We start from the raw sequence: 21,058 nt of genomic DNA, 5'->3' as shown, positions 1-21,058 counted from the left end.
CTCGGGGCGGGCCGCACCGGCCCGCCCTGCGTGCACGTGAGATCACGCGTCGTCATGACCCCTATCGGTCGCACGACGCCCGCGCTGAGGCTCACACCGAGAAGGAGTGGGCGTGCTCGCGCAGACGCTGCGAGATGGTCGCGAGGTCGTTCACGGTCGCCGTCATCTCCGAGACCGCGGCGGCCGACTGCTCGGCCGCGGTCGCGACGCCCGTGATGTTCGCGGCGATCTCGCCCGAGCCTGCGGCGGCCTCGGTGACCGAGCGCGCCATCTCGTTCGTCGTCGCCGTCTGCTCCTCGACCGCGGACGCGATCGTCATCTGGTAGTCGCTGATCGAGTCGATGATCGTGACGATCTCGCTGATCGCGGCGACCGCGGACTGGGTCTGCGTCTGCACCTGGGCGATGCGGCGCGCGACGTCCTCGGCTGCGCGGGCGGACTCGCCCGCGAGGTCCTTGACCTCGCTCGCGACGACGGCGAAGCCCTTGCCGGCGTCGCCCGCGCGGGCTGCCTCGATCGTCGCGTTGAGCGCGAGCAGGTTCGTCTGCTCCGCGATCGACGTGATCAGCTTGACGACCGAACCGATCTCCTGGCTCGACTCGCCGAGCTCGCCGACGGTGCGCGACGCCTCGTTCGACATCGCGACGGCGGTCGACGCGAACTGCGCCGCCTGGCTCGTGTTCTGGGAGATCTCGCGGATGGACGAGCCCATCTCCTCGGAGCCGGCCGCGGTGGCCTGGACGTTGCGCGAGACCTGCTCGGCGGCGGCCGCGACGACGCCCGCCTGGGCGGAGGTCTCCTCGGCACCGGCGGCGACCTGCGTCGAGGCCGCGGTGAGCTGCGAGACGGCGTCCGTCACGCCGTCGGACTCCTCGATGACGGACTTGACGACCTCGCGCAGGTGACGCTGCGCGACGTCGTACGAGCGGGCCATGCGGCCCAGCTCGTCGTTCGAGCTGACGTCGACCGCACGCGTCAGGTCGCCCTGCGCGAGGGCCCCGACGGACGCGTCGACCTCCTGGATGTCACGGACGATGCGGCGCGTGACGACGACCGCGAGCGAGATCGCGACCGCGGCACCAACGATGAACCCGACGAGCAGCGCGACGATCGTGAGGCTGATCCGCGACGTCGCCGCCGACATGACCTGGCCGACGCGGTACTCGACCGAGCCCTGCGCGAGCTCGAGGGCGCGGCCCGCACGGTCGGGGTCCCCGGCGGCGTCGGACGCGAGGAGCGCGGCGGCCGCCTCGGCGTCGCCCGCCTCGACGAGGGGGCGCACCTGCGAGTCGCGGAACGACGTCCAGTCGGCCCAGCGCGTCTTGAAGTCCTCCCACTGCTGCGTCTGCGACTGCTCGTACCCGTCGAGGACGCCGATCAGGCGGTCGACCTCACGGTCGTTCCACTCGGTCGAGGTGAGGACCTGCTGGCGCTCGCCCTCCGACGCCGTGATCGCCGCGCGGCGGATCTGCAGATGGCTGCGGTCCTGCGCGGTGCGCAGGTCGCCGAAGCCCTTCTGCAGCTCGCCGGACAGGACGTTGATCTCCTTCATGTCGCTGCCCGCCTTGAGGAGGGCCAGCGCACCGGCACCGCCCACGAGGCTGAAGATGACGGCGAGGACACCCATGGCGGCGGCGATCTTCACGCCGACCGGGCGGTCCCAGAACCAGGCGGCGCGGGTGCGTCGCTCCGGCTGCGCCCCGTGCAGCTCGTTGCTCACGTCGACGGTGCTCATCGGATCTCCTCCGCGGTGAACGCGCCCGACTCGACGAGCACGCGCTCAAGGTTGTCCTGGGTGACCAGCTGGGGGGCGAGCAGCATCGTCGGGACGACCTTCACCCCGTTGTCGTAGCTCGTGAGGTCGTTCGTCTCGGGCTCGCGGCCCGAGAGGAGCGCGTGTCCCATCGAGACGGCCACCTCGGCGAGGAGCTGGGTGTTCTTGTAGATGGTGCTGGTCTGCTCGCCGGCGACGATGGACTTGACCGAGGCGAGCTCGGCGTCCTGCCCCGTGACGACGACGCCCGCCGGGGCGCCGTGCGACCTGATGGCCTCGATCACCGAGATCGCGATGCCGTCGTTCGGCGCGAGCACGGCGTCCGGGCGCTTGCCGCCCGCGTAGTGCTCCGTCAGGAGCGCGGCCATGCGCTCGCCGCTCTTGGCAGAGTCCCAGCCCTCGGTCGCGATCGTCGCGAAGTCCTTCTCGCCGGACGTGACGACGAGGTCGCCCGCGGAGATGTAGGGGTCGAGGACGCTCATCGCGCCCTCGTAGAAGACGGTCGCGTTGTTGTCGTCGGGTGAGCCGGCGAACAGCTCGAGCGTGAACGGGCCCGCGCCCTCGATCTTGTTGCCCTCGGCGTCCTCGAGCCCGACGGCGCGCGCGAGGCTGTGACCCTGCATCGTGCCGACGGCGAGGTTGTCGAAGGTCGCGTAGTACGCGATGTCCGGGGTGTCGCGGATGAGGCGGTCGTAGGAGACGACCGGGATGTCGGCGGCAGCCGCGCGCGCGAGCTGGTCCTTGAGGGCCGTGCCGTCGATCGCGCCGACGATGAGGAGGTCCGCTCCCTCGTCGATCATCTCGCCGACCTGCTGGACCTGGGTCGCGACGTCGTTCTCGGCGTACCGCAGGTCGACGTCGTAGCCGAGGTTCTCGAGCTGCTCCTGGACGTCCTCGCCGTCGTCGACCCACCGCAGGAGGGTGGTCGTCGGCATCGCCACGCCCACGAGGGACGAGTCGTCCCCCTGGACGTCGGCGCACCCGGCCGCGGTCATCGCCACCGCCGCGACCATGAAGGCCGCCGCAGCTGTCCGTGCAGATCGCATCGTGCTTCTTCTCCTCGTCGAAACCCTGGCGAGGCCATGGATCCGTCTCGATGATCCGGGACAGACGTCCCACCAGTCTCATCGGTGGCGGGCCGTGCGATATGAGTCAGATCACCCGTCCGGAACGATTCGATCGTGTGTCGCTCACCACGCAGCTAGTGGCCCTGACCTGCGGCTTCTCCCGACACGCCAGGCAGGCACGACGAAGGCGCGGGCCGACCTCCCCGGGCCGGCCCGCGCCTTCGCGGGTACACCTGGTCAGCGCGTGAAGTGCTCGACCTCGTTGCGCAGCGCGGCCGTCAGCTCGCCGAGCGAAGCGACGATCGAGCCGGCCTCCTGCGCGGCGGTCTCGGCAGCGCTCGCGGTCGACGCGACACCGATGATGTTCGTCGCGATCTCGGTCGACCCGGTCGCCGCCTCGGCGACGGAGCGCGACATCTCGTTCGTCGTCGCCGTCTGCTCCTCGACCGCGGACGCGATCGTGAGCTGGTAGTCGTTGATCGACGCGATGATCCCGGAGATCTCCTCGATCGCCGCGACAGCCTGGGCCGTGTCGTTCTGGATCGCCTCGACCTTGCGGGCGATGTCCTCGGTCGCACGGGCCGTCTCCTGGGCGAGGTCCTTGACCTCGCTCGCGACGACGGCGAAGCCCTTGCCGGCCTCGCCGGCGCGGGCGGCCTCGATCGTCGCGTTGAGCGCGAGGAGGTTCGTCTGCTCGGCGACGCCCGTGATCGCGCGGACGACCGCACCGATCTCCTGGCTCGACTCGCCCAGACGGGACACCGTCTCGGTCGTCGTGGCCGCGACGGTCGTCGCCTGCTGCGCGACCCGCGCGGCCTCGGAGGCGTTCTGCGCGATCTCACGGATCGACGCCCCCATCTCCTCAGCCCCGGCGGCAGCGGCCTCGACGTTGCGTGAGACCTGCTCCGCCGCAGCGGCGACGACGCCAGCCTGAGCGGACGTCTCCTGGACGCCCGACGTGACCGCGGTCGCGCTCGCCGTCAGGGCCGACACGGAGCCACCGAGCGTCCCGGCCTGCGCGTCGACGTTCGCGATCAGGTTCGCGAGCGACTCGCGAGCGATGTTGAGGTCCTGGGCCGCCTGACCGAGCTCGTCGAGCCGGTAGACAGGAGCCGGCACCGTAAAGTCGCCCTGCGCGACCGCGCCGAGCGCAGCACGCAGGCCGGCGACCGACCGGCGCAGACCGCTCGCCGTGCGCGTCGCCTGGACCCACTGGACGAGCCCGCAGACGACGGCGACCGCGACCACGACGATGATGCCCGTCTGGCTGTCGGCCTGGACCAGGTAGAACACGCTCACGCCCGTCACGATGAGGGCGAGGGCCATCGACCCTGCGAGCATGGCGACGAACTGCCTGCGGATGCTGCTCAGCTTGACCGGAGCAGCAGCGACGTCGTTGCGCGCCGCGTTGCCGTGGGCGGCGGGGGACGACGTGCGGGCGACCGTCGGGCGGGTGGCGGTGGTGTGCGAGCCAGTGCTCATGGTGACTCTTCTCCTCAGGACTTCTGTTCCTTGAGCGTCGCCGCAGCCCTGATGTCCAGGGCGAGCAGCAGGGTGCGCTCGAGCTTGTAGACGCCGACCACGAGGTCGCGGACGGCGGGGTGGAGCGTGTCGGGCACCGGCTCGAACTGGGCGTCATCCACCTCGAGCACCTCCCCGACGGTGTCGACGAGGAGCGCCACGGCCTCCCCGTCGACCTCGACGACGACCATCATCGGCTCGCTGCCCTCAGGCAGTGGGTCGAGCCGGAGGAGAGGGCGCAGGTCGACCGTGAGGACCACCTGTCCGCGGAGGTTCACGAGACCCGCGACGCCCTTCGGGGCGAGCGGCACGTGCGTGTGCGCCTGGTGGCCCAGGGTCTCCTGGACGTGCATGACGGGAACGCCGTACGTCGCGCCGTCGATCATGAAGGTGACGTGCTGGGTAGCCATCAGGCGTTCACCGTCCGAGCCTCGATGAGGGACGCGCCGTCAGGCTCGACGACGACGTCGTTGAAGTATTCGGGGTCGCCCGTCTGCAGGACGAGCGGCAGGTCGACGAGCTCCGTGACCTTGCCCGCGAGCACGACGAGCTGCTCGAGCCCGTACGAGTCGGCGGGACGACGCTCCGCGCCGCGGTCGTTGACGATCTCGAGGATCTCGCCGACCACGAGCGCGACCGAGCGCTGGCCGCGGCTGAACACCACGACGTCGAGGAGGCCCTCGCGCGGGATGCCCGAGCCGCCCAGGAGCGAGTCGAGGCGGACGACCGGGAGGATCTCGCCGCGGTACTGCAGCACCTCGCGGTTGCCGAGCTGCTCGATGCGCGTGGCGTCGATCTGCTCGAGCCGCGTGACCGCGGAGAGCGGGACGGCGGCGCGGCGCGACTCGTCGATCGCGACGATGAGGAGGTCCTGCCCGTCGGACGCGACCGCGGCCGTGTCGACCTTGTCGCGGGAGACGGCCATGTCCGCCGACTCACCGGCGAGGCTGCGACGTGCGATCGCCTGGACGTCGAGGATGAGGGCCACGCGACCGTCGCCCATGAGGGTCGCGCCCGCGTAGGTGCCGACGCTCTTGAGCTGCGAGGCGAGCGGCTTGACCACGATCTCCTCGTTGTTCATGACGCGGTCGACGACGAGGCCGAAGCGCTGGTTGTCGGCGCGCAGGACGGCGATGACCATCGAGCCGTCCGCCTTCGACGGCGAGCGCAGCACGTCGGTCAGGCGCACGAGCGGCAGCAGGTCGCCGCGCAGGCGGTAGACCTCGGAGTTGCCGACGTGCTCGATCGCCTCGGCGGTGCGCTCGGTGTCGAGCGCGACGAGCTCGAGGAGGTTGACCTGCGGGATCGCGTAGATCTCGGTGCCCGACGCGACGGTGAGGGCAGGCATGATCGCGAGCGTGAGCGGGATGCGCAGGCGCCAGACCGTGCCGGCCCCGACCTCGGACTCGACCTCGACCTGGCCGCCGATCGCCTCGATGTTCGAGCGGACGACGTCCATGCCGACGCCGCGGCCCGACACGTTCGTGACGGTCGACGCGGTCGAGAAGCCGGGGAGGAAGACGAGCGACTGGATCTCGTTGATGCTCATCGCGTCGAGCTGCTCGACGGTCTTCAGACCGCGCTCGAGCGCCTTGGCGGCGACGGCCTCGGGGTCGATGCCCTTGCCGTCGTCGCGCACCTCGACGATGACCTGGCCACCCGCGTGGTACGCGCGCAGCGTCAGGACGCCGTTCTCGGGCTTGCCCGCGGCGCGGCGGCCGGCCGGGTCCTCGATGCCGTGGTCGACGGCGTTGCGCACGAGGTGCGTCAGCGGGTCCTTGACCGACTCGAGGAGGGAGCGGTCGAGCTCGGTCTCCCCACCGATCATCTCGAGGTCGACGCTCTTCTTGAGCGACGCCGCGAGGTCGCGGACGACGCGCGGCATCTTGTTCCACACGTGGTCGATGGGCTGCATGCGCGTCTTCATGACGCCCTCCTGCAGCTCGGTGGCGATGAGCGAGAGGCGCTGCGAGGAGCGGGTCAGCTCGGGGTTGGCGTCGAGACCGGTGATCTGGGCGATCTGGTTGCGCACGAGCACGAGCTCGCCGACCTGACGCATCAGCTCGTCGAGCAGGTCGACGTCGACGCGGATCGAGGTCTCGGCGGTCGAGCCGCGCTGGGGGGCCGCCTCGGACGTGCGGGCGACCTGCTTGTTGCCCGCGGGGGTCACGGGGGCGCCCGTGACGGGCGCCTCGGTCTCGGTCGCTGTCGCGGTCGCGGCGCGTCCGCCGCGCTTGACGACCTTGCGGGCGCCGACGGCGGGCTTGGCCGGGGGCGCGGCGGCGGGCTCGGGCGCCGTGACGGCCTCGGGCTCGTCGTCCTCGGTGTCGTCCGCGTCCTGCGCGGCCGCCTCGGCGGGCGCGGGCTCCTCGGCGACCGGCGCCTCGGCGACGGGCTCCTCGGCGACGGGCGGCGCGGCGGGCTCGGCAGCGGCGGGCTTGGCCCCGGGTCCGGCGTCGAGCATGTCCTGGATGCGCGCGACGACGGCGTCGGTCTCGACACCCGTCTCGGACCCGTCAGCGTCGATCTGCGCGAGGATCGCCCGGACCGTGTCCACCATGAGGAGGAGGACGTCGGTCGTGGGCTGATCCATCTCGCGCTTGCCGTCGCGCAGCTCGACGAGGAGGCCCTCGCCGACGTGGGTCACGGACTCGAGCTTGTGGAACGCGAGGAACCCGCTCGTGCCCTTGATCGTGTGGATCGTGCGGAAGATGGAGCTGAGCAGCTCGCGCGAGCCGGGGTTCGACTCGAGGGCGATGAGGTCCTGGTCGAGCTGGTCCAGGTTCTCGTAGCTCTCGATGAGGAACTCGCGCACGATCTCGTCGACGCCGTCCATGGCACTCCTTCTCACGTCGTGACGGGCTCGCTGCCCGACAGCCGACCTATCGGACGGCACGTGAGAAAGATGAGTTGCGAACCTGCGGTAACCGAGTGATCTCGGCGAACCGGTGCGAGTGTCAGTCCTGCGGCGGGGTGGCTGGACGCGGCGCGGGCGGCAGCAGGTCGAGGACCTGGTCCTCGCTGACCGCCGGGGCGGCGAGCGCCTCCTTGTTGGCGGCCGTGACGGCTTCGATGACCTCGGCGCGGTGCACCTTCAGGGAGCGGGGCGCGTCGATACCGATACGCACCCCGTCACCTCGGGAGTCGAGGATCGTGACGACGATGTCGTCGCCGATGAGCAACCGCTCCCCGACCTTCCTGCTCAGCACCAGCATTCTTGGATCCTACAGTCCGCTCGTCGCATCAGTCCCAGACCGCGTCCTCGAGGTGCTCCGCGAGCGTCGCCGCCCACACGGGCGCGGACGCGGGCAGGCCGTCGAGGAAGCCGACCGGGACGCCGTAGGAGAGCACCTGGGCAGGTGACGACGACTCGGCGACCTTGGAGACCGCGAGCGCGTCGAACTCGAGCTGGCGCCCCACGGCCTTCAGCCACCGGGTCGTGTCCTTCGCGGAGCGGTCCGCCTCGACGGCCGCCCACAGCTGGTCGGCGTCGAGGTCCTCGAGGAAGTCCGCGGCCTCGGCGCGCGCATAGCGCTCGGAGCTCACGCACAGCGCGACGACGAGCGGCAGCCCGGCGCGTCCTGCGTCCGTCGCGAGCTTGCGCGCCGCTGCCGCGCTGATGACCCAGCGCCCTGCGCCGTGCTCGACGGTGAAGTCGCCCGCGAGAGCGACGTCCGCCTCGGTGATGCCGAGCCTGCGTGCGATGACGCGCGCGGCGTCGACCGCGAGCTGGCCGGCACCCGCGACGACGACGATCGCGCCCGGCTTGCGCAGGGGCCGCGGGGCGCGCGGCACGTGCATGAAGATCTCGGAGAGCGGCAGGCGCAGCCCGGGGGCCGCGTCGACGTGCCCCGCAACCTCGCGCAGGAGCTCGATCGGCACGCCGACGTCGAGCAGCTCGGTCACGGTCGAGCCGCTGCTGCGCGTCACGACGGACGCCTTCGCGGTGCCCACCGCGGTGGCGGGGACGACCTCGGGTGCGTCCGGGTCGAGGCGGAACGCCTCCTGGCGCACGTCGGTGCGCTCGTCGCGGCCGTCTCCTGCGGCACGAGCGGTCGGCGCGTCCGACGCCCTGGTCAGCACGACGTCGTCGCGGCTGACGGTGCGCGGGCGGGCGGGCACGAATCCTTCGGGCTCGCTCACGACCCCGGTGCCGACAGCGAGGCTGCGCACCGAGTCGAGGACGGACGCGAACGTCTCGCCCGTCGTCGAGAGCGCAGGGCCGTCGACGGGGCGGTGGGCCTGTGCGCCGGTGGCGGACCGCTCGACCGCGCCGCGCTCCGCGTCGTCGGCAGCGTCGAGCAGGTCGGCGATGCCGCGCACGCGCGGCCGCGGCACCTCGGGCACCCGTGCCGTCGTCCGCGGGTCGACCCCGCTCGGGTCCGGCACGTCGACTGTGACCTCGAAGTACTCTCGCGCGAAGAACCCGCCGATGCCGCCCGAGCGGACGCGCTCGGCCTTGACGATGCGCGCCGTCGGACCGTGCTCACGGCGCACGCGCGCCATGAGGTCCTCGAGGTCAGGTCCGTCAAGCAGCAACTGCCGCGACATCGCGGACCACCCCCACCGTCTCGATCTGGATGCCGGAGCCCGTCACCTCGGTGTACGACAGCACGGTCGCCGGGCCGACCTGGCCCGCGATCAGGCGGTGCAGCGCGGGACGGATCGCGGGCGCGCACACGAGCACGGGGTGCTCGCCGCGACCCTCGGACTGCGAGCGCACCTGCTGGTAGGAGACGAGCATCGCCTCGGCGCGCGGGACGTCGATCGACAGCTGCGTGCCGCCCTCCCCCGGGCGCAGACCCTCGAGGAGGGAGTGCTCGAGGACGGGGTCGAGCGTGATGACGCGCAGCACGTTGTTGCGGGCGTGGCTCGCGGTGATCGAGGGGCCGAGCTCGCGGCGCGCGGCCTCGACGAGGCCCTCCGGGTCCGGGGACACCTTCGCGCGCAGCGTGAGCGCCTCGTAGATGCGCGACAGGTCGCGGATCGCCACGCCCTCGGCGAGCAGGCCCTGCAGGACGCGCTGCACCTCGCCGAGCGACATCACGCCGGGGATGAGCTCCTCGACGACCGACGGGTTGACCTGCTTGACGCCCTCGGTCAGGACGCGGACGTCCTCGCGGGACAGGAGGCGGTCGGCGTTCTGCGTGACGACGTTCGACAGGTGCGTGATGAGGACGGAGACGCGGTCGACGACGGTCGCGCCCGACATCTCGGCGGCGAAGCGCAGCTCGGCCGGGACCCACTTGCCGTCGAGGCCGAACACGGGCTCGCGGACCTGCTCGCCGGGGAGGGAGGACAGGTCGTCGCCGAGCGCGAGGACGCGGCCGGGCGGCAGGGAGCCGCGGGCGACCTCGACGCCGGCGACGCGCACGGCGTACGTCGCGTGCGCGAGCTCGACCGAGTCGCGCGTGCGCACGGGCGGCACGACGATGCCGAGGTCGAGCGCGATCTTGCGGCGCAGGGAACGGATGCGGCCGAGGAGGTCGTCAGAGGCGCCCGGGCGCACGAGGTCGACGAGGTCGGGAGACAGGTGGATCTCGAGGGCGTGGACGCGCATCTCCTCGATGAGCTGCTCGTTCGTGTCCTTCGCGGGAGCGCCCGGGAGCTGGGTCGCGGCGGCCTGCTCGGCCTCGAGCGCGGCCTTGGCCTCGTTGGCCTTGAGCCTCTGCGACGCGATCAGCATCACGATGCCGACGGCGAGGAACGGCAGCTTCGGCATGCCCGGGATGAGGGCGAACACGATCGCGGCGCCGCCGGCGATCGTCAGGGCGGTGCGGGACTGCAGGAGCTGGCCCGACGCGGCGGTGCCGAGGTCGTCCTCGGCGCTCGCGCGGGTACAGATGATGCCGGTCGCCACCGACAGCAGGAGCGCGGGGATCTGCGTGACGAGGCCGTCGCCGACCGTCAGCAGGGAGTACGTCTCGAGCGCCTCGCCGGCGGACATGCCGCGCTGCATCATGCCGATGATGAAGCCGCCGACGAGGTTGATGATCGTGATGACGATGCCGGCGATCGCGTCGCCCTTGACGAACTTGGAGCCACCGTCCATCGCGCCGTAGAAGTCGGCCTCGGCGGTGACCTCGGCGCGGCGCTTGCGCGCCTCGGCCTCGGTGAGGATGCCGGCGTTGAGGTCGGCGTCGATCGCCATCTGCTTGCCGGGCATGGCGTCGAGGGTGAACCGGGCGCCGACCTCGGCGACACGGCCCGCACCGTTCGTGATGACCACGAACTGGATGACCACGAGGATCATGAAGATCACGAGGCCGATGACGAGCGAACCACCGACGACGAAGCTGCCGAACGCGTGGATCACCTCACCGGCGTAGGCGTCGCGCAGCACGAGGCGCGTCGACGCGACGTTGAGCCCGAGCCGGAAGAGCGTCGCGATGAGGATGATCGACGGGAACACCGAGAAGTCGAGAGGACGCTTGACGTACATCGCGGTCAGCAGGATCACGAGGGAGAGCGCGATGTTGACCACGATGAGCATGTCGAGCATCGCTGCGGGCAGCGGTACGACGAGCAGCAGGACGACACCGACGACGCCGATCGGCACCGCCATCTTGCTGAGCCCAGCCTTCTTCATCGAGTCTCCCGTCCCGTCATCGCCTCGTGCGTCCCGCTCGAACCGTTCTCGCCGCCCGGTGGCTGCGCACTCGCGCGAGCCGCTGCCCGGGCCGCGCGCCGCCGTCGTGCACGCTCCGCGGCCGTCGGCGTGGGCGGCACGGGCGTCGGCGTGGCCATCGTGTGCTGGCCTGCCGAGGCGCCGCGACGCTTGAGCGCCATGACGAACGCGAGCACCTGCGCGACCGCGGTGAACAGCTCCTCGGGGATCTCATCGTCCACTTTGCACATTGCATGAATAGCCCGGGCCAACGGGATGTCATGGACCATCGGGACACGGTGCTCGGTCGCCTTCTCACGGATGCGGGCGGCGACCGCGCCCTGGCCGGTCGCGACGACCTTGGGCGCGCCCTGCCCGGGCGTGTACTTGAGCGCGACGGCGACGTGCGTCGGGTTGACGACGACGACGTCGGCGTCGGCGACGTTCGCGATCATGCGGTTGCGGCTCATCGCCATCTGCCGCGCGCGGCGCTGGCCCTTGATGTGCGGGTCGCCCTCGGCCTGCTTGTTCTCGTCGCTGATCTCCTTCTTCGTCATGCGCGTCTGCTTGCGGTTGCGCTTCATGACGACGAAGAGGTCGGCTGCGGCCAGGAGCAGGCCGGCGGCGACGGCCCACACGACGAGCTTCTTCACACCACCGCTGCCGATGCCGATGATCGTCGAGAGCGACAGCCCGCCGGCCGACATGAGGACGGGCACGAGCCCCTGGATCGCGGTGTAGAGCACGACGCCGATGACGACGGTCTTGAGCAGCGCCTTGACCCCCTGCCACAGCGCCTGGGTGCCGAACGTCTTCTTGAGGCCCTTGACGAGGTTGAACTGCTTGAAGGTCGGCTTGAGCTTCTTCGTCGCGATGTGCAGGCCGCCCTGCGCGACGTTCGCGACGATCGCGGTCACGACGACGACGGCGAGGACGGGCAGGAGCGTCACGAGGACGGTGCCGAGCCCGTCGGAGAGAAAACGGACCGCGCGGTCCGCGGTCGGGTCGGCGACGATGTCGCCGAGGGCGCGGAACTGGTCCTCCCCTGCCCGCTTCCCGTTGGCGATGGCCATCGGCATCATGATCGCGGCGGCACCGACGCCGAGCCACGCGGAGAGGTCCTGCGACTTCTGCAGGGCACCTTCCTTGCGCAGCTTCTTCATCCGCTGCGGTGTGGCCTTCTCTGTCTTCTCGCCTGCCGGTTCGCCCGCCACGTCAGCCCACCCCCAGCATGTCGGCGATGGACATGAGGACCTTGCCCGTGAGCGAGGACACCGCCCCGGGCAGGCCGAGGAGCACGAACACCCCGAAGGTGAGCGAGAGCAAGATCTTCAGCGGGAAGCCGAGGACGAACGCGTTGAGAGCCGGTGCGACACGCGTGACGAGGCCCAGCCCGGCGTCGGCGAGGAACAGCACGACGATGAGCGGGCCCGCGATCTGCAGCGCGCTCGTGAACATCGTCGTGATCGTCTCGGTGACCTTCGCACCGAGGAAGGACAGGTCGAGGCCCGCGCTGACCGGCACGACGTCGAAGCTCTGCGCGACGCCGAGCAGCATGACCTGGTAGGCGCCCGTCGCGAAGAGCAGCACGATCGCAGTCATCTGGAACAGGCGCGTGAACTGGGCGCCGTTGACCTGCGAGCCCGGGTCGTACGCCTGGGCGATCTGGAAGCCGCCGAAGAAGTCGATGAACGAGCCCGCCGCCGAGATCCCCGAGAAGATCAGCAGCACGATGAAGCCCATGCCGGCGCCGATCACCGCGTTCGTGGCGAGCGCGACGACGAAGTCCCCGGTCGTCATCCCGTCGGTCGTGCCGACGCGCGGAGCGGCCGCGAGCGCGAGCCCGAACGCGAGCATCGCCTTGACCTGCCCCGAGAGCCCCCGGTGGTTGAAGGGCGGGGCGATGACGAGGAACGCGGCGATCCGCACGCTGGCGAGCGCGATCGCCTCGATGGTGGTCAGCGCGAGCGTGACCGTCATGTCAGCCGCCGCCGAGGAGCCCGGGGATGCGGTCGAAGAGCTGGGTGGTGAACGCCACCATCTCCTCGATCATCCAGTGGCCGCACACGAGGAGCGCCACCGCGACCGCGACCGCCTTCGGCACGAAGCTGAGCGTGACCTCCTGGATCTGCGTGATCGACTGGACGAGCGAGATCGCGAAGCCCACGACGAGGGACGTGATGAGGATCGGCGCGGCGAGCTTGGCGGCGATCGTGAGGGCCCCGACCGCGATGTCGAGGATCGCTGAGGTGTCCATCAGGTGTACGTCCCCACGAGCTGGGTGATGATCAGCGACCACCCGTCCACGAGGACGAACAGCAGCAGCTTGAAGGGCAGGGAGATCATCACGGGCGGGAGCATCATCATGCCCATGCTCATGAGAGCGGAGGACACGACGAGGTCGATGACGAGGAACGGCACGAAGATGACGAACCCGATGATGAACGCGGCCCGCAGCTCGGAGAGCATGAACGCGGGGATGACCGTGAGGATCGGGGTGCTCGCGGGGGTCTCCGGGTTCGGGGAGTCGGAGATACGGGTCATCAGGGCGATGTCGTCCTCGCGGGTGTGCGCGAGCATGAAGTCGCGCAGGGGCCCGGACGCGACGTCGACCGCCGTGGTGAAGTCCATCGAGCCGTCGAGGTAGGGCTGGAGGGCGGCGTCGTTCACCGCGCCGAGCACCGGCTGCATGATGAACAGCGACAGGAAGAGCGCGAGGCCGGCGAGCACCTGGTTCGGCGGGACGTTCGTCAGGCCGAGCGCGTTCCTCGTGAGGCCGAGCACCACGAAGATCTTCGTGAAGCTCGTCATCATGAGCAGCAGCGCGGGGGCGATCGACAGGACCGTCATGCCGAGGAGCACGACGACGGAGCTCGAGGGCTTCGCGCGGTCGCCGTCGACGTAGACGGACAGGGTGCCCTGGTCGCCGTCCGGGTCGGCCGGGTCGCCGGGTGCCGCGGGCAGCACGTGGGCGGCGGGCGCCGCGACGTGAGCCGCGCCGGCCGCGGGTGCGGCCTCGGCGGCGGGCGCGGTGACGACGCCGGCGAGGACGATCGCGAGCATCGTCAGCAGCACGAGGCCGAGCATCATGGCGACCTCGCGCGGAGCGGGGCCGCGGCTCGCGCGCACGCGCGCGGCGGTGGAGAACGTGGAGGTCATCGCCGTCCCTGCTGGATGGCGGTCGCGGCGCGGCGCCACGTCGAGGGCGAGAGGATCGACCCGTCGAGGCTGCTGCTGCGGGACGTGAGGCTCAGGACCTGGGCGTCGGCGTCGTCCGCCGTGACGAGCGCCGCGGGCGCCGCCTGCTCGGCGGCGGCGTCGGGCATCTCGGTGACGGCGTGGTCGAGCTCGGCCGCGAAGACCGCTCCGCTCTCGCTCGCCGCAGCGACCGGGGTGGCCTCGACCTGCGCGTCGTCGTCGGTGGGGACGGCGTCGGCCGCGGGATCCGCGGCGGGCGCGTCCTGCGTGTCGAGCACGGTCACGCCCTGCTCGCCGACGCCCAGCAGCAGACGGCGGCCGCCCACCTCGACGAGCGCGAGGCCCGCCTTGGGGGTGAGCGCCTGCTTGCCGAGAACGACGATCGCGGGCGCCTGCGCGCCGGCGCCGCCGCCGCGCAGGGAGTCCCGCACCCGCTCGAAGCCGCGACCGAGCACGCCCTTGGCGCGCCCGGTGCGCGGAGCCGCCGTCGAGCTGCCGACCGGACCCTTGCCGGAGCTCAGGCGTCGGCCTGCCCACCAGATCAGGCCCAGAACCACGCCCAGGGAGACCAGGGCGCGCAGCAGCACGACGACGGTGTCACCCATCACAGACCTGCTTGCCCCAGGTCGACGATCTCGGTGACGCGCAGGCCGTAGTCCTCGTCGACGACGACGACCTCGCCGCGCGCGATGAGGCGCCCGTTGACCATGAGGTCGGCGGGGCTGCCCGCGACGCGGTCGAGCTCGATGACGGCGCCGGGGACGAGCTCGAGGACCTGGCGGACCGGGAGCTTGGCGCGGCCGATCTCGGCGGTGAGCGTCATCTCGACGTCGTAGAGCATGCGCATCGTGGACATGTTCGTCAGGTCCATCGGGCGGATGTTCTTCTCCTCGACCGGCTTGGCTGCCGCAGCGGCAGGAGCCGCGGCCGCGCTGGCGGCGGCTGCCTGCTTGATCCGGACGGCGAACCAGCCCTGGACCTCGTCGGCGACCGTGAGGGCGAACAGGTGCGCGCCCGGCACGACGAGCAGGTCGCACGCGTCGGGGGCGATGCGGACGTCCGACAGGACACCCTCGCCGAACGAGTCGGAGGCGGCCTGGAGCGCCGGGCGCAGCGCGTCGGCGAGCGACACGTCCTCTCCGGCGCCGCTGATCGCACGGTCGACGGTCTCGCCGACGACGGCGACGAGCTCGGCGCTCACGGCACCGACCACGTTCGCGACGACCCCGGCGCCGGTCGGCGCGAGGTCGGCGGGCTCGACGCCGCGGACGGCCAAGGGCACGTCCGACGGGATCAGCTCGACGAGCGCGAGTGCCGCCTTGAGCGCGAGCTCGGACTCCACGGCCAGGGCCGCCTGGGTCTTCTTCATCGTTCGTTCTCCTCAAAATCCACGACCTGGCAGGCAAGCTGACGGCCGTTCGCCCCGGCCACCGCATGGGCCAGGACCTTGTCGTCGACGACCACGTCCAACGGACGCGATGCGGAGTGGTTGAGCATGATCAGGTCGCCCACCTGCATCGCGAGGATCTCCCGCGGGTGGACGGTCAGGGGGCGCAGCTGGACCGAGAGCTCGACGGGGACCTCGCGCATGCCGGCGTGCATCTTGGCGCGGGCCGCCTCGGTCTCCGCGTCGGCGGCGCGGCTCTTGCTCGCGGCCTCCCCGGCGCGGAGCGCGTCGAGCAGGTGCTCGGCCGGGACCATGAACGTCGCGGTGTCGCGGTCGTCGCCGATCGCGATCGTGTACGTCAGGACGATGACCGGCTCCGACGCGGGCACGAGCTGCGCGAACTGCGGGTTGTACTGGAACCCGCCGAGCTTGATGTCGAGCGGCGCGACGGCGGCGAACGCGTAGCGCAGGTCGTGCATGTTGGACTGCACGAGGTCCGTCAGGAGCGCCGTCTCGATCTCGGTGAGCTCCCGGGCGGGGACGACGCCGCGCAGGCCGGGCCCGCCGAGGAGGTAGTCGATCCACAGGAGGGCGAGCTCGACGGGCACCTCCAGGACCGCGGTCGAGCGTCCGTTCTCGACCGAGCCGACCGCCATGAGGGTCTGGTCGGCGAGCGTCGCGATGTACTCGTCGTACGAGATCATCTGGACGCTCTCGAGAGCGACGCCGCAGACGACGCGCAGGCGCGAGGTGAGCTGTGTCCCCCACTGACGGGCGAACGTATCGCCCGCGACCTCGATCGCGCGGGAGTGCTCGCGCGCCAGGGTCATGGGTCGGCGGAAGTCGTAGGTCTCCACCGTCGGGGCTGGCCGAAGGTTGCGTTGTTCCGTCACGTGAACCTCGATCGGCACGGCCGCGTCCGAAATGAGAAGTCCTGCGGCGCCGCCCGCAGAGCGCGGGTACGACGAAGGGGCGGGCACGGTCTCCCGTGCCCGCCCCTCCGGGACGTCACTGGGCGACGAAGTCCGTGTAGTAGACACCCATGACCTGGTCCTCGCCGTAGATCTCCTGCAGCGAGACGGTCAGCTCGTTCTTGAGCGCGGCGCGGCCCTCGGAGCTCTTGATCTCGTCGACGGGACGTCCGGAGAAGAGCGCGATCGTGGCGTCCTGCGCCTTGACGAGGTCGACGTCGTGAGCCTTGTCGGTCAGCTGCAGGCCGAGACCGATGCGGAGGTAGTGGGTGCCCTCGAGGTTGATGTTCATCGACTCGAGGGTGACCATCTCGCCCGGCACGGGCGCCGGCGGCTCCTCGGGCGTGCCGTCGCCCTTGCCCGAGAAGAGGAAGAAGTAGGCGGCGCCCGCGATCACGGCGACGAGGAGGGCACCGACGATGATCCAGGGCAGCTTGCCGCCCTTGGCCTTCTTCTCGGTGGCCTCGGGCTCGGGGGCGGCGGCCTCCGTGCGCTCGCGCGGCTGGATCTTGTTCGCGCCGATCTTGGGCTTGGCGCCCACCACACGCTGCTCGACGACGGGCATGACTACTCCTTGTCCTGCTGGCTCGCGGAGGCCGAGGCGGTGACCTCGCCGTCCTTCGCGGCCGAGCTCTTCTTCTTGCGGTTCTCGTCGACGACCGTGAGCAGCTCACGGATGCGCTCGGGCTTGTCGCTGAGCACGACGACGTCGGCCCGGCGGTTGGCGGCGAGCGACTTCTTGTCCGTCTTGTCGACGAGCGGGCGCGCGTCGCCGAACCCGACGGCGGACATGCGCGCGGGCGACAGGTGGGACTTCTCGACCATGCGACGCAGGACGGTCGTCGCGCGGGCGGACGACAGCTCCCAGTTGGTCTTCGCGGTGGATCCGGTCGGCACGATGTCGGCGTGACCCTCGATCGCGATCTCGTTGCTGATCTTCCTGAGCGGCTTGCCGACGGCGTCGATGACCTTGCGCGAGGTCGCGGTCAGCTCGTTGGAGGCGGTGTCGAAGAAGACGTCGGTCGTGATCATGCCGACGACGAGGCCGCGCTCGGTGATGCGGAACGTCACGGCGTCCGAGAGCTTGACCCGCTCGAGGTTCTCCTCGATGTGGTCGCGGATCTGCTCGAGGTTGTCGTACTCGGCCTCGGCCTCGGCATAGTCTGCGGCCGAGTACTCGCCCTCGGCGTCGGTGCTGCCGGTGCCCGTGTACGTGCCGTTGACGACGCCGGCCGACAGGCTCGGGGCGATCTCGTCGAGCGGCTTGATCTCCATCGAGTCGCCGGTCGTGTCCATGATGCCGGCCTTGTCGACGAGCACGACGGAGTCACCGGCGCCGAAGCCCGACGCGAGCGAGTGGGCGAGCTCCTCGTACTTGACCTGGTCGACGGAGCTGATGGCGTACATGACGAGGAACAGCGCCATGAGCACAGTCATCATGTCGGAGTAGGAGACGGCCCACCGCTCGTGGTTCTCGTGCTCCTCCTCCTCGACCCGCTTCCGACGGCGGCTCATGCTGCGTCCTTGACCTGCTGGTCGGGCGGCAGGAGGCTGCGCAGGCGCTCACCGACGAGACGCGGGTTGGCGCCGGACTGCACGGAGAGCAGGCCCTCGAGGACGATCTCCATCTGTGCGCACTCGAGCTCGGAGATGCGGGCCAGGCGGCCGCCGAGCGGGAGCCACATGAGGTTGGCGCTCGCGAGGCCCCAGAGGGTCGCGACGAACGCGGCGGCGATCATGTGCCCGAGCTCGTCGGGGCTCGCGAGGTTGGACAGCACGTGGACGAGCGACACGACGGTGCCGACGATGCCGATCGTCGGGGCGTAACCGCCCATGGTGTTGAAGAACTTGGAGATGACCTTGTCGGAGCGGCGCTTGGCGTCGATACGGTCCTCGAGGATGACCCGCAGGTCCTCCGGGTCCGTGCCGTCGATCGCGGCGCGCAGACCGTCGCGCAGGAACGGGTCCTCGATGCTGCGGGCCTCGTCCTCGAGCGCGAGGAGCCCCTCGCGGCGGGCGCGGTCGGCGAGCTGCACGATGCGCTCGATCGACGCGTCGGCCGACGGCACCTTGGCCTTGAAGGCACGCGGGATCGCCTTCACCGCACCCTTGAAGTCGACGAGGGTCGAGCTCGCGAGCGCAGCGCCGATCGTCGCGCCGAACACGAGGATCATGGGGGCCGGGAGCAGGATGCTCTGGATGTGGGAGCCCTCGAGGTAGATCATCGCGATGATGCCACCGAAGCTCACCACGAGGCCGATGATGGTTGCCGGATCCATGGGTCAGGACCTCTCGTCGTCGGTGAGGGTGGGCACGACGCTCAGTCCGGAAGCCCGCTCGGTCGTCTGGTCGTAGAAGGACTCGGCCTGCAGCTCCTGCGCACGCGCGACGAGCCGGGCGCGGTAGTCGACCACGAGGTCGATCACCGTCTCCATGTCTTCCTGGACGATGTACTTGGTGCCGTCCATCAGCGTCAGGATCGTGTCGGGCGCACTGTCGATGCGCTGCACCAGGTCTGGGTTCACGGCGAAGCGTGGCCCGTTCAGGCGCGTCACAACAATCACTTCCATCACCGATCCTTGGTGTCGTCACCGGCCCGTCCATGAACCGTCACCAAGCAGATCGGTGCAGCGGGCCGTGATATGAGGCTTTGCGCTGAGCCGGTGTGTCCCGGTTTGTCGAAGATGGCTGCTCAGGGCACGGAAAACGCTTCCAAAAGTCCTGTTGATCGGTGCACGGACGTGCCGATGATCACGGTGAGGTGCGCGACGGAACGCGCGCCTCGAGTGCACCAGCAACATCGTGAGGAGACCATCGTGTCCACCCCTTCGGAGGAGACGGTCCCGGACCGTCCCGCCCGTACCCCGCTGACCAGCCGCCTGCGCGACGCGTCGATCCGCACGAAGATCATGGGACTCGTCTGCGGGGCGCTCGTCGCCTGCCTCGTGATCGGTGCGACGGGCGCCGTCGCGCTCGTGCAGGCCCGCGCGAGCATGGGCTCGATGGCGGACGCGTCGGCACGGCTCAACGGCGCCGTCCTCGACGTCAACAACGAGGTCTGGCGGACGCGGGCGGCTGCGCTCGACCTCGCCGCCTCGACGGCCGACCAGCGCGAGGACGCCGCCGCCGAGGTCACTGCGGCGACGGAGAGCGTCACCGCGACCCTCGACCGCCTCTTCTCCCTCTTCGTCGAGGTGACCGGTGAGCAGTCCTCGAACCAGGAGGCGCTGACGACCGCGTGGACCGAGTACTCGGACGTGCTCACCCGCGGCCTCGTGCCCGCGGCCGTCTCGGGCGACATGCTCACCGTGCACTACCTGCGTACCGGCAAGGCGGAGAACTTCGGTTCCGAGGTCGTCACGATCCTCTCGGAGACGACCGCTCAGGTGACCGCGGCTGCCGACCGCGTCCAGGACGACGCCGCGGCGCGCTCGACGCTCATGATCGCGGTCATGGTCGCCACGATCGTCGTCGTCATGGGGGTGCTGCTCGCGCTCGGCGTGTTCGTCACGCGCCAGATCCGCCGACCTGTCACGGCGGTGCGCGACGCACTCGAACGGCTCGCCGAGGGCGACCTCACGAGCGAGGTCGACTTCGCCGCGAAGGACGAGATCGGCCAGATGGCCGCGTCGCTCGTCGTCGCTCAGGAGAACCTCCGGACGACCCTCGAGCTCGTCGCCGCCGACGCGCACGCGGTCGCCGCGGGCGCCCAGGAGCTCGCCGCGACGAACACCGAGGTTGCGGCGGGCGCCGAGGAGGCGTCGTCGCACGCCGGTGTCGTCGCGGCTGCCGCTGAGCAGGTCTCGCGCAACGTCCAGACCGTTGCCGCGGGCGCCGAGCAGATGGGCGCCTCGATCCGTGAGATCGCCCAGAACGCCTCCGAGGCCGCGGGCGTCGCGAGCCGCGCGACGAGCCAGGCTGCGAACGCGACGGACACCGTCTCGCGCCTGGGTGCGTCGAGCCAGGAGATCGGAGCGGTCGTCAAGTCGATCACCTCGATCGCCGAGCAGACGAACCTCCTCGCGCTCAACGCGACGATCGAGGCTGCGCGTGCGGGCGAGGCCGGCAAGGGCTTCGCGGTCGTCGCGAGCGAGGTCAAGGACCTCGCCCAGGAGACGGCCCGCGCGACCGAGGACATCGCCCGCAAGGTCGAGGCCATCCAGGCCGACACCGACAACGCGGTCCACGCGATCACCGAGATCAGCGACGTCATCGCCAAGATCAACGACTACCAGCTCACGATCGCGTCGGCCGTCGAGGAGCAGACCGCCACGACCAACGAGATGACGCGCTCCGTGTCCGAGGCCGCGACCGGCTCCGCAGACATCGCCGGCAACATCAGCGGCGTCGCTCAGGCCGCGGCGACGTCGAGCCAGATCCTCTCCGGCTCCGGCGGCACGATCGACGAGCTGGCCGCCGTGTCGACGACGCTCCGCGAGCGGATCTCGGGCTTCACCTTCTAGGCCCCGGGCACGACAGAGGGGGCGTGGTCGCCGACAGCGACCACGCCCCCTCTCGTGTCCCTGGGGACCT

General features: G+C 70.8%; 20 protein-coding genes. 1 reads left to right on the top strand and 19 read right to left on the bottom strand.

The genetic code is table 11. From position 1 onward, the window contains the following. Window positions 1-91: 91 nt before the first annotated feature. From ATL41_RS10890 to ATL41_RS10800, 19 genes are all read right to left on the bottom strand, one after another. The gene (locus ATL41_RS10890) at window positions 92-1,735 is read right to left on the bottom strand and encodes a HAMP domain-containing methyl-accepting chemotaxis protein (protein ID WP_098458494.1); all 1,644 of its coding nucleotides are present in this window, start codon (window positions 1,733-1,735) and stop codon (window positions 92-94) included. Then, window positions 1,732-2,820: a substrate-binding domain-containing protein gene (locus tag ATL41_RS10885; protein ID WP_098458493.1), complete on the bottom strand. Its 1,089-nt coding sequence runs from the start codon at window positions 2,818-2,820 to the stop codon at window positions 1,732-1,734. Before ATL41_RS10885 ends, ATL41_RS10890 begins: the two co-directional genes overlap by 4 nt. A gap of 258 nt (window positions 2,821-3,078) precedes the next feature. Beyond that, a complete protein-coding gene (locus ATL41_RS10880) occupies window positions 3,079-4,323 on the bottom strand; it encodes a methyl-accepting chemotaxis protein (protein WP_098458492.1) in 1,245 nt (414 codons plus the stop codon). A gap of 14 nt (window positions 4,324-4,337) precedes the next feature. After that, window positions 4,338-4,772 carry a chemotaxis protein CheW gene (locus ATL41_RS10875; protein ID WP_098458491.1) on the bottom strand — a complete coding sequence of 145 codons (435 nt, stop codon included), beginning with the start codon at window positions 4,770-4,772 and terminating at the stop codon, window positions 4,338-4,340. Continuing rightward, window positions 4,772-7,198 (bottom strand): chemotaxis protein CheA, encoded by a 2,427-nt coding sequence (locus tag ATL41_RS10870; protein ID WP_098458490.1) that lies wholly within the window; start codon window positions 7,196-7,198, stop codon window positions 4,772-4,774. The genes ATL41_RS10875 and ATL41_RS10870 overlap by 1 nt, the downstream gene beginning before the upstream one ends. A gap of 121 nt (window positions 7,199-7,319) precedes the next feature. Beyond that, on the bottom strand, window positions 7,320-7,577 hold the full coding sequence (gene csrA, locus ATL41_RS10865; RefSeq protein ID WP_098458489.1) for a carbon storage regulator CsrA: 258 nt from the start codon (window positions 7,575-7,577) through the stop codon (window positions 7,320-7,322). Window positions 7,578-7,605: 28 nt separating this feature from the next. Next, on the bottom strand, window positions 7,606-8,913 hold the full coding sequence (locus tag ATL41_RS10860; protein ID WP_098458488.1) for a hypothetical protein: 1,308 nt from the start codon (window positions 8,911-8,913) through the stop codon (window positions 7,606-7,608). Then, entirely contained in the window at window positions 8,891-10,951 is a 2,061-nt protein-coding gene (gene flhA / locus ATL41_RS10855; RefSeq protein WP_098458487.1) for a flagellar biosynthesis protein FlhA, read from the bottom strand. Before flhA ends, ATL41_RS10860 begins: the two co-directional genes overlap by 23 nt. After that, window positions 10,948-12,183 (bottom strand): EscU/YscU/HrcU family type III secretion system export apparatus switch protein, encoded by a 1,236-nt coding sequence (locus ATL41_RS10850; protein WP_098458486.1) that lies wholly within the window; start codon window positions 12,181-12,183, stop codon window positions 10,948-10,950. The genes flhA and ATL41_RS10850 overlap by 4 nt, the downstream gene beginning before the upstream one ends. 1 nt (window position 12,184) lies before the next feature. Next, window positions 12,185-12,949 (bottom strand): flagellar biosynthetic protein FliR, encoded by a 765-nt coding sequence (locus tag ATL41_RS10845; protein WP_098458485.1) that lies wholly within the window; start codon window positions 12,947-12,949, stop codon window positions 12,185-12,187. 1 nt (window position 12,950) lies between these two features. Further along, window positions 12,951-13,226, bottom strand: coding sequence for a flagellar biosynthesis protein FliQ (gene fliQ / locus ATL41_RS10840; protein WP_098458484.1), 276 nt, complete (start codon window positions 13,224-13,226; stop codon window positions 12,951-12,953). Next, window positions 13,226-14,128, bottom strand: coding sequence for a flagellar type III secretion system pore protein FliP (fliP, locus tag ATL41_RS10835; protein ID WP_098458483.1), 903 nt, complete (start codon window positions 14,126-14,128; stop codon window positions 13,226-13,228). The genes fliQ and fliP overlap by 1 nt, the downstream gene beginning before the upstream one ends. Then, a complete protein-coding gene (locus ATL41_RS10830) occupies window positions 14,125-14,772 on the bottom strand; it encodes a flagellar biosynthetic protein FliO (RefSeq protein ID WP_098458482.1) in 648 nt (215 codons plus the stop codon). The genes fliP and ATL41_RS10830 overlap by 4 nt, the downstream gene beginning before the upstream one ends. After that, window positions 14,772-15,536, bottom strand: coding sequence for a flagellar motor switch protein FliN (gene fliN / locus ATL41_RS10825; RefSeq protein ID WP_098458481.1), 765 nt, complete (start codon window positions 15,534-15,536; stop codon window positions 14,772-14,774). The genes ATL41_RS10830 and fliN overlap by 1 nt, the downstream gene beginning before the upstream one ends. Further along, window positions 15,533-16,411, bottom strand: coding sequence for a flagellar motor switch protein FliM (locus ATL41_RS10820; RefSeq protein WP_281253890.1), 879 nt, complete (start codon window positions 16,409-16,411; stop codon window positions 15,533-15,535). Before ATL41_RS10820 ends, fliN begins: the two co-directional genes overlap by 4 nt. A 151-nt stretch (window positions 16,412-16,562) precedes the next feature. Next, on the bottom strand, window positions 16,563-17,090 hold the full coding sequence (locus ATL41_RS10815) for a flagellar basal body-associated FliL family protein (RefSeq protein WP_098458479.1): 528 nt from the start codon (window positions 17,088-17,090) through the stop codon (window positions 16,563-16,565). 2 nt (window positions 17,091-17,092) lie between these two features. After that, window positions 17,093-18,040: an OmpA/MotB family protein gene (locus tag ATL41_RS10810; protein WP_098458478.1), complete on the bottom strand. Its 948-nt coding sequence runs from the start codon at window positions 18,038-18,040 to the stop codon at window positions 17,093-17,095. Next, window positions 18,037-18,804: a motility protein A gene (locus ATL41_RS10805; RefSeq protein WP_098458477.1), complete on the bottom strand. Its 768-nt coding sequence runs from the start codon at window positions 18,802-18,804 to the stop codon at window positions 18,037-18,039. Before ATL41_RS10805 ends, ATL41_RS10810 begins: the two co-directional genes overlap by 4 nt. A 3-nt stretch (window positions 18,805-18,807) precedes the next feature. Continuing rightward, window positions 18,808-19,095 (bottom strand): flagellar FlbD family protein, encoded by a 288-nt coding sequence (locus ATL41_RS10800; RefSeq protein ID WP_342744437.1) that lies wholly within the window; start codon window positions 19,093-19,095, stop codon window positions 18,808-18,810. Between the two features lie 246 nt (window positions 19,096-19,341). Here ATL41_RS10800 and ATL41_RS10795 point away from each other — a divergent pair, with 246 nt between their 5' ends. Then, window positions 19,342-20,988 (top strand): methyl-accepting chemotaxis protein, encoded by a 1,647-nt coding sequence (locus ATL41_RS10795; RefSeq protein WP_281253874.1) that lies wholly within the window; start codon window positions 19,342-19,344, stop codon window positions 20,986-20,988. Window positions 20,989-21,058 lie beyond the last annotated feature (70 nt).

Origin of the sequence: Flavimobilis soli, from assembly GCF_002564025.1 — a bacterium.
GTDB classification, from domain to species: Bacteria; Actinomycetota; Actinomycetes; order Actinomycetales; family Cellulomonadaceae; genus Flavimobilis; species Flavimobilis soli.
Note: the sequence above shows the minus strand (reverse complement) of the source record. Positions and strands in the feature narration are given on the sequence as shown.